Annotated in this window: 7 protein-coding genes; 2 read left to right on the forward strand and 5 right to left on the reverse strand. The window is 74.9% G+C overall.

Features of this window, described 5'->3' with window-relative positions; all coding sequences use genetic code 11:
* Both ACFE86_RS20695 and fabF read left to right on the forward strand, forming a co-directional pair.
* Positions 1-167: acyl carrier protein (locus ACFE86_RS20695; RefSeq protein WP_375457210.1), on the forward strand; the 167-nt coding region annotated here is incomplete at its 5' end.
* A gap of 97 nt (positions 168-264) precedes the next feature.
* Positions 265-1,527, forward strand: coding sequence for a beta-ketoacyl-ACP synthase II (fabF, locus tag ACFE86_RS20700; RefSeq protein ID WP_375457204.1), 1,263 nt, complete (start codon positions 265-267; stop codon positions 1,525-1,527).
* Between the two features lie 299 nt (positions 1,528-1,826).
* Here the strand turns inward: fabF and ACFE86_RS20705 are convergent, their stop codons facing one another.
* The 5 genes from ACFE86_RS20705 to ACFE86_RS20725 all read right to left on the reverse strand — a co-directional run.
* Positions 1,827-2,495 (reverse strand): YidB family protein, encoded by a 669-nt coding sequence (locus ACFE86_RS20705; protein WP_375457205.1) that lies wholly within the window; start codon positions 2,493-2,495, stop codon positions 1,827-1,829.
* 128 nt (positions 2,496-2,623) lie between these two features.
* Complete coding sequence (locus ACFE86_RS20710) at positions 2,624-2,887, reverse strand: hypothetical protein (protein WP_375457206.1); 264 nt, start codon at positions 2,885-2,887, stop codon at positions 2,624-2,626.
* Between the two features lie 92 nt (positions 2,888-2,979).
* Complete coding sequence (locus tag ACFE86_RS20715) at positions 2,980-3,252, reverse strand: hypothetical protein (RefSeq protein ID WP_375457207.1); 273 nt, start codon at positions 3,250-3,252, stop codon at positions 2,980-2,982.
* A gap of 23 nt (positions 3,253-3,275) precedes the next feature.
* Positions 3,276-5,222: a BON domain-containing protein gene (locus tag ACFE86_RS20720; protein WP_375457208.1), complete on the reverse strand. Its 1,947-nt coding sequence runs from the start codon at positions 5,220-5,222 to the stop codon at positions 3,276-3,278.
* Positions 5,223-5,341: 119 nt separating this feature from the next.
* On the reverse strand, positions 5,342-6,210 hold an 869-nt coding region (locus tag ACFE86_RS20725; protein ID WP_375457209.1), incomplete at its 5' end, for an ATP-binding cassette domain-containing protein.

The raw sequence follows: 6,210 nt of genomic DNA on the forward strand, positions 1-6,210 counted from the left end.
AGGGCGCCAACTTCATCGACGACCTCGGCGCCGACAGCCTCGACACCGTCGAGCTCGTGATGGCGTTCGAGGAAGAGTTCAACGTCGAGATTCCGGACGACGCCGCCGAGACCATCCAGACTGTCGGCGACGCGGTGAAGTTCCTGGAGAAGAACTCGGCCGCCTGACCGGGCCCGGGTTGTGAGTGTTCGCCCGGCGCGGGCGGGGCGGGGACGCGCCCCGCGCGCCGGCGTCGGTGTTTGAGCGGAACGTCGGGACGGTGCGATGCGGCGGGTGGTGGTCACGGGTCTGGGGATGGTCACGCCGCTCGGCAGCGGGGTCGAGCACACCTGGAGCCGCCTGGTCGCCGGCGACAGCGGCGCCGGCCCGATCACCACCTTCGAGACCGCCGACCTCGCCTGCCGCATCGCCTGCACCGTTCCGCTCGGCGACGGCAGCGACGGCACCTTCGATGCTGATGCCTGGATGGAGCCGAAGGAGCAGCGCAAGGTTGATCCGTTCATCGTCTTCGCCATGGCGGCGGCCGGCCAGGCTCTGGACGATGCCGGCTGGCACCCCACCGCCTACGAGGACCAGTGCGCCACCGGGGTGATGATCGGCTCCGGCATCGGCGGCATCGGCGGCATCTACGACGCCTCCGTCACCCTGCACGACAAGGGCCCGCGGCGGATCTCGCCGTTCTTCATCCCCGGCCGGATCATCAACCTCGCCTCGGGCCAGGTCTCGATCGCGCATGGGCTGAAAGGCCCGAACAACGCCGTCGTCACCGCCTGCTCCACCGGCACGCACGCGATCGGCGACGCCGCGCGGCTGATCGCGCTCGGCGATGCCGACGTGATGGTGGCGGGCGGCGCCGAATCGCCGGTCAACCGCCTGTCGCTGGCAGGCTTTGCCGCCTGCCGGGCGCTGTCGACCGGCTTCAATGACGCGCCGACGCGCGCCTCCCGCCCCTACGACAAGGCGCGCGACGGCTTCGTCATGGGCGAGGGCGCGGGCGTGGTGGTGCTCGAGGACTACGAGCACGCGCGGGCCCGCGGTGCGCGGGTCTACGCCGAGTTGGTCGGCTACGGCCTCTCGGGCGACGCCTACCACATCACCTCGCCGGCCCCCGACGGCGACGGCGCCTATCGCTGCATGGCCGCCGCGGTGAAGCGCGCCGGCATCGCGCCCGCCGCGATCGACTACATCAACGCCCACGGCACCTCGACGCCGATGGGCGACGAGCTGGAGCTGAAGGCCGTCGAGCGCCTGCTCGGCGACGCCGCCGCCGGCATGGCTATGTCGTCTACGAAATCCGCGGTCGGCCACCTGCTCGGCGCCGCCGGCGCCGTCGAGGCGATCTTCTCCATCCTCGCGATCCGCGACGGCGTGATCCCGCCGACGCTCAACCTCGACAACCCTAGCGTCGAGACGAGGATCGACCTCGTGCCGCACGAGGCCAAGCGCAAGCGGGTGGACGTGGTGCTGTCGAACTCTTTTGGGTTCGGTGGGACGAATGCGTCGCTGGTGCTGCGGCGGACGAGTTAAGTCTTTAAATAGTCACCGCGAACCGAGACGTTCACGTTTGATATGGAGTTCTGCACGGACGATACGATCTGATAGGGCTTCCGGCCGATCGGTTCGGTCCAGCACCCTTCCCTCCCTTCTCTGCGGGGGAGGGTGGCCCTCGCGTGAGCGAGGGTTGGAGAGGGGAGCGCCGTATCCGGCACCGTCGCTCCCTTCTCCCGACTTAGCTCGCGGGCCACCCTCTGCCGCGGAGGGGAGAGGGAGTGCCGGTGGGCTACGACCGATCAACCGGAAACTCTCCGAAAACATGATCCCTGGGATCACCACCCCCGCCGCTCCTCCCCGTTTGGCACCCGCCCCTGCGGCGTGAGCGCGTGCACCACTTCCGGCAAGGCTTGCGCGAGGTGGGCCAGCAGCGTGCCCCGGTCCATCCCGGTCTGGCTCTGAAGCGTATCGAGCGTGCCGGGCCCGAGCGCCGCGGCGAGTTGGTCCGGCGCGACCGCCCGGTTCGGGCCGTGGCCGATCCAGGACTCGACCACGTCGCCGAGGCCGCTGCGGTGGAAGCCCGCGACCAGCCCATCGAGGCCGCCGGCTGTTTCATGTGAAAAATTTCCTGTTCGAGGACTGGACCCGGCGTCGCCGGGGCCGTCGAGCATGCCGGAGAGGTCGCTGAAGTCGTTGCCCGGCAGCGGCGCCGCGTCGTCCCGCGGAGCGTGCCGGTTGAAGCCGCCGAGGTCGCCGGCATCGTCGCTCGCCGCGTGGCCGGGATCGCGGCCGTAGGGGCCGGCGCCGCCCGAGCGGGGATCGGGCGCGCGGTGTCCGCCGCCGAGCACCTCGCCCAGCACGCCGCCGAGGCCGCCGCCCGCGCCCTTCGCCAGCAGCAGCAGCAGCAGCGCCTTGACCAGCGGCGACATCGCCCCCGACGACCCGCGGCCGCCACCGAGCACCTGCCCGACCACGCCACCGATGACCGATTCGAGCAGACCCATGACGTTTTCCTCAGGTGGGGCGAGGCCGCGCGATGGAGCCCCCGCCGCTCAACGGCGCGGGCCGGGCCGGGGTTGCGCGGCCGATCCGGCGATCGGTTGCCGGGACCGGGCGAACCGCGGCGCGCGGCCTATCGGTCCGGCCGTCCGGTGCAGAGGGGGGTGGCGGCGTCCGCCCCGGCCTCGATCGCCCGGGCCGCCGGGACGACGCCGCATGTGGAGCGCGGCGCGGCCGTCGCCGTGATGGGCGCCTGGGCGCTCGCCGGTTCGACCAGGCCGGCGCCGAGCCGGGTGGCCGCACCCGCGCCGGCGAGGCCGGCGAGCAGCAGGGCGGTGGCGGCGAGGCCGGCGCGGGGGCGCAGGGTCGCTCGGTGCGTGATCGGTCGCTTCGACATGGCTGTCCCGGTCCGTTGCGTGCCTCCGGTGAGCCCGCAGGCTCCGCGTCCGGGGGCAACGCCGGAACGGGGTTTCCCGGTTCCGCCGCCGTTCAGGCTTTCGGCGCGCCGGGTGGTCGCCTCCGGCTGAGCGCCCCGAGGGCGCAGCCGGCGAGGTACGGCGCCAGCATCAGCGCCGCGCTCTCCGTCCACAACCCCGGCGCCCCGGGCACGAGCCCGGCCGCGGCCACCCCGGCCAGCGCGAGCCCGGCGAGCCCGAGGCCGGCGGCGATCGCCGCAGGCGGTGGCCCCGCGAGCCGGCCGACCGCGAGGCCCAGGACCAGACCTCCCAGAAGTCCCGGCCACAGGCCGGTCAGCAGCAGCATCACGACGGGTTCGTCCTGCGATTCTAGGGAAGCACGGCGAAGGCGATGCCGGGGCGCTCCGGCGATCCGTCGGCGGCGCCGACCTGATCGAGCCCGGCCCCGGCCTGGAGGAGGTATTCGACCACGGCCGCGGCGCGCCGGCGCGGCAGGTCCGGCTCGGGTGCCTCGGCGGCCGTCTCCCCGGCCGGCTTCTGCGCGGGCTTGGGACCGGCCCTTGCGTCGGCCGGCTTCGCGGCGGCCTTCGGCATCGCCGGCTTCTCCGGAGGCTTGCGCGCCGCGGGCGCCGGCGCGGGGCCCTGCGGCCCGGCCGCGTCGGCCACCGTCGCGGCGGCCTCGGGCGGCCTCGCCGGCGCGGGCTTGTCCGGGTCGCCGTGGCCGGCGACCGCGATGCGCAGGGCGGGGCAGACCTTCGCCAGTCCCGCCAGCCCGTCGAGGACGGGAAAGAAGATCGGGGCCAGCGCGCCGCTGCCGGGCGGGAAGCGCAGGGTGATCCCGCCGACGAGCGCCGCCGCCTCGGCACGGCAGGTCGCGGGGTCGCGCCGTGCCGCCGCATCCTTTGCCCGGACCGCGACCATCGCCGTCCACCCGGCCGGAAGCGACGGCGGGAGCGTCTCGGCGACCCGCGCGGCGGCCTCGCGATACAGGCTCTCGCCGCTGAGGCCGAGGCTGCGGTCGGCCACCGCGATCTCGCCGCCCGCGAGGCTCGCGAGCGCCGGCACCGCGACGCCGAGCGCCGCCGCGAGGTCCGGCGGGGCGCCGTCGGCGATGCGGGTGCGGTCGAGGATGCGCTCGCGGAAGAAGCGCGGGCGCACCAGGGCGAGCAGCCGCTCCCGCGCCGCTGCGTCGGGCAGGTGGCCGGACAGGCTGACCGCGTCGCCCTCGCGCCGGATCGCGACGCGGTAGGGCGAGAGCGGCCGGACGCCGAGCGCCGCGGTGCCGGCGCCGACGCCTGCGGGGCGGGCGTCGCGCAGCAGCGCCGCGATCTCGCCGACGGCCTGCGCGTCGACGGCATCGCCGACGGCCGAGACCCGTGCCCCATCGAAGGTGGCGCCACCGCTCTGCATCAGCCCGACGACGCGGACGAGGAACCGCGCCAGCGCGTCCGGCTCGATGCCGGCTGCGAGGCCGCGCGCCGTCCGCATGCGGTCCTCGACCGGCGCGCCGTCGGCGATCGCGCGCGCGAGCCGGCCGATCTCGGCCCGCGCCGCCTCCGAGGGCACGGACCCGGACAGGACCAGCCTGCCGCCGGGGCTGCGCGCGACGCCCAGGGTGACGTCGGCGACCCGGGCCGGGAGGATATCGACCCGGCCGAGGGTGTAGCCCTGCGGCGGGTCGGCCAGCGCGGTGCGCGCGGCGTCGTAGGACGCGACGTCGATCGCTTCGCCGACGACGCCCAGCACCGTGTCCGCGAGCGTGGCCGTCGCGCCCGGCGCCAGCCCGCGCAGGCGCGCGACCGCGTAGGCGGCGGCATCGGGAAAGTCCGGAGGCGCGCCGCGGGCGGCGTGCGCCGCGTCGTCGAGGGCGGTCGCCGGCGGAAGCTCCGCGGCGAGCCGGGCGCGCAGGGCCCCGCGCCCGATCTCGGCCGGGCGGTTGCCCGCGAGCACGATGCGGTCAGGTTCGGTGCGGGTCGCGCTCCAGGCGAACGGCGCCACCGTCTCGACGAGGCCGACCTGCGGCACGATCCGGCGCGGTTCGGGCAGCGCGGCGAGGCGCGCCAGGGCGGCCGTGCGGGCGGCCGGCCCCGGGGCCTCGCCCTCGGCGACGAGGTCGCGCCCGCGCGCCGAGACCCGTAGCCACGGCTCGGGCGATCCGACCTCCGTCGCCCGCGCCACCGCCTCGCCGGTCGCCGCGACGCGCGCCGCGATGCCGGGGGCGGCGTAGAACGTCGTCCCGGCCCAGATCAGGCCGAGCACCGACAGGCCGAGCAGCCAGCCGGTGCGGTGCAGGGCGGGCGGGAGGCGAAGCGGCACGTCGGGCGATCCGGGTTTGGCCTCCATCACGCGCCGCCATCGCGGCATCATGAAGGCCGGCCGACGCGCGGATCGGGCTGAGCGCGGATCATGCCGACCGGTTCGTGCGGCAGGCGCCTTCACCCCTCGCGCAGCATCTCCAGCTCCAGCCAACGCTCTTCGGCCGCCGACAATTCGGTCTCCGCCTGCGCCAGCATCAGCGACGCCTTGTCGAAGCGCGCCGCGTCGCGGGCGTAGAGGCCGGGGTCGGCGAGCACCGCGCGGAGCAGACCGAGGCCCGCGCGAAGCTTCTCCATGCGCGCCGGCAGCGTCTTCAGTTCGTGCTGGTCCTTGAAGCTCAGTTTCGGCTTGGCCGCGGGCGGGGCGGCCGCCGGCGCCTTCCCGCGCGGCTCCGGCTTCGCCCGCGCCACGGTGCGGGCCTGAACGCCGGCGCCGCGCTGGGTCACCATGTCGGTGTAGCCGCCGGCGTACTCCACCCAGCGCCCCTCCCCTTCCGCGACGAGCACGCTGCCGACCACGCGGTCGAGGAAGTCGCGGTCGTGGCTCACCAGGATCAGGGTGCCGGCATAGTCGCCGAGCATCTCCTGCAGCAGGTCGAGGGTCTCGAGGTCGAGGTCGTTGGTCGGCTCGTCCAGCACCAGGAGGTTGGCGGGTTGGGCCAGCGCGCGGGCGATGAGCAGGCGGTTGCGCTCGCCACCCGACAGCACCGAGACCGGCGTGCGCGCCTGCTCGGGCGCGAACAGGAAGTCCTTGAGGTAGCCGACGACGTGGCGGCTGACGCCGTTCACCACCACCGAATCGCCGCTGCCGCCGGTGAGCACCTCCGTGACGGTCATGCTCGGTTCGAGCACGGCGCGGGCCTGGTCGAGCACCATCATCCTCAGGTTGGTGCCCTGGCGGACGCTGCCGTCGTCGGGGGCGAGCGCGCCGGTCAGCAGGTTGATCAGCGTGGTCTTGCCGGCCCCGTTGGCGCCGACGATGCCGAGGC

The organism is uncultured Methylobacterium sp. (assembly GCF_964244095.1).
Lineage (GTDB): Bacteria > Pseudomonadota > Alphaproteobacteria > Rhizobiales > Beijerinckiaceae > Methylobacterium.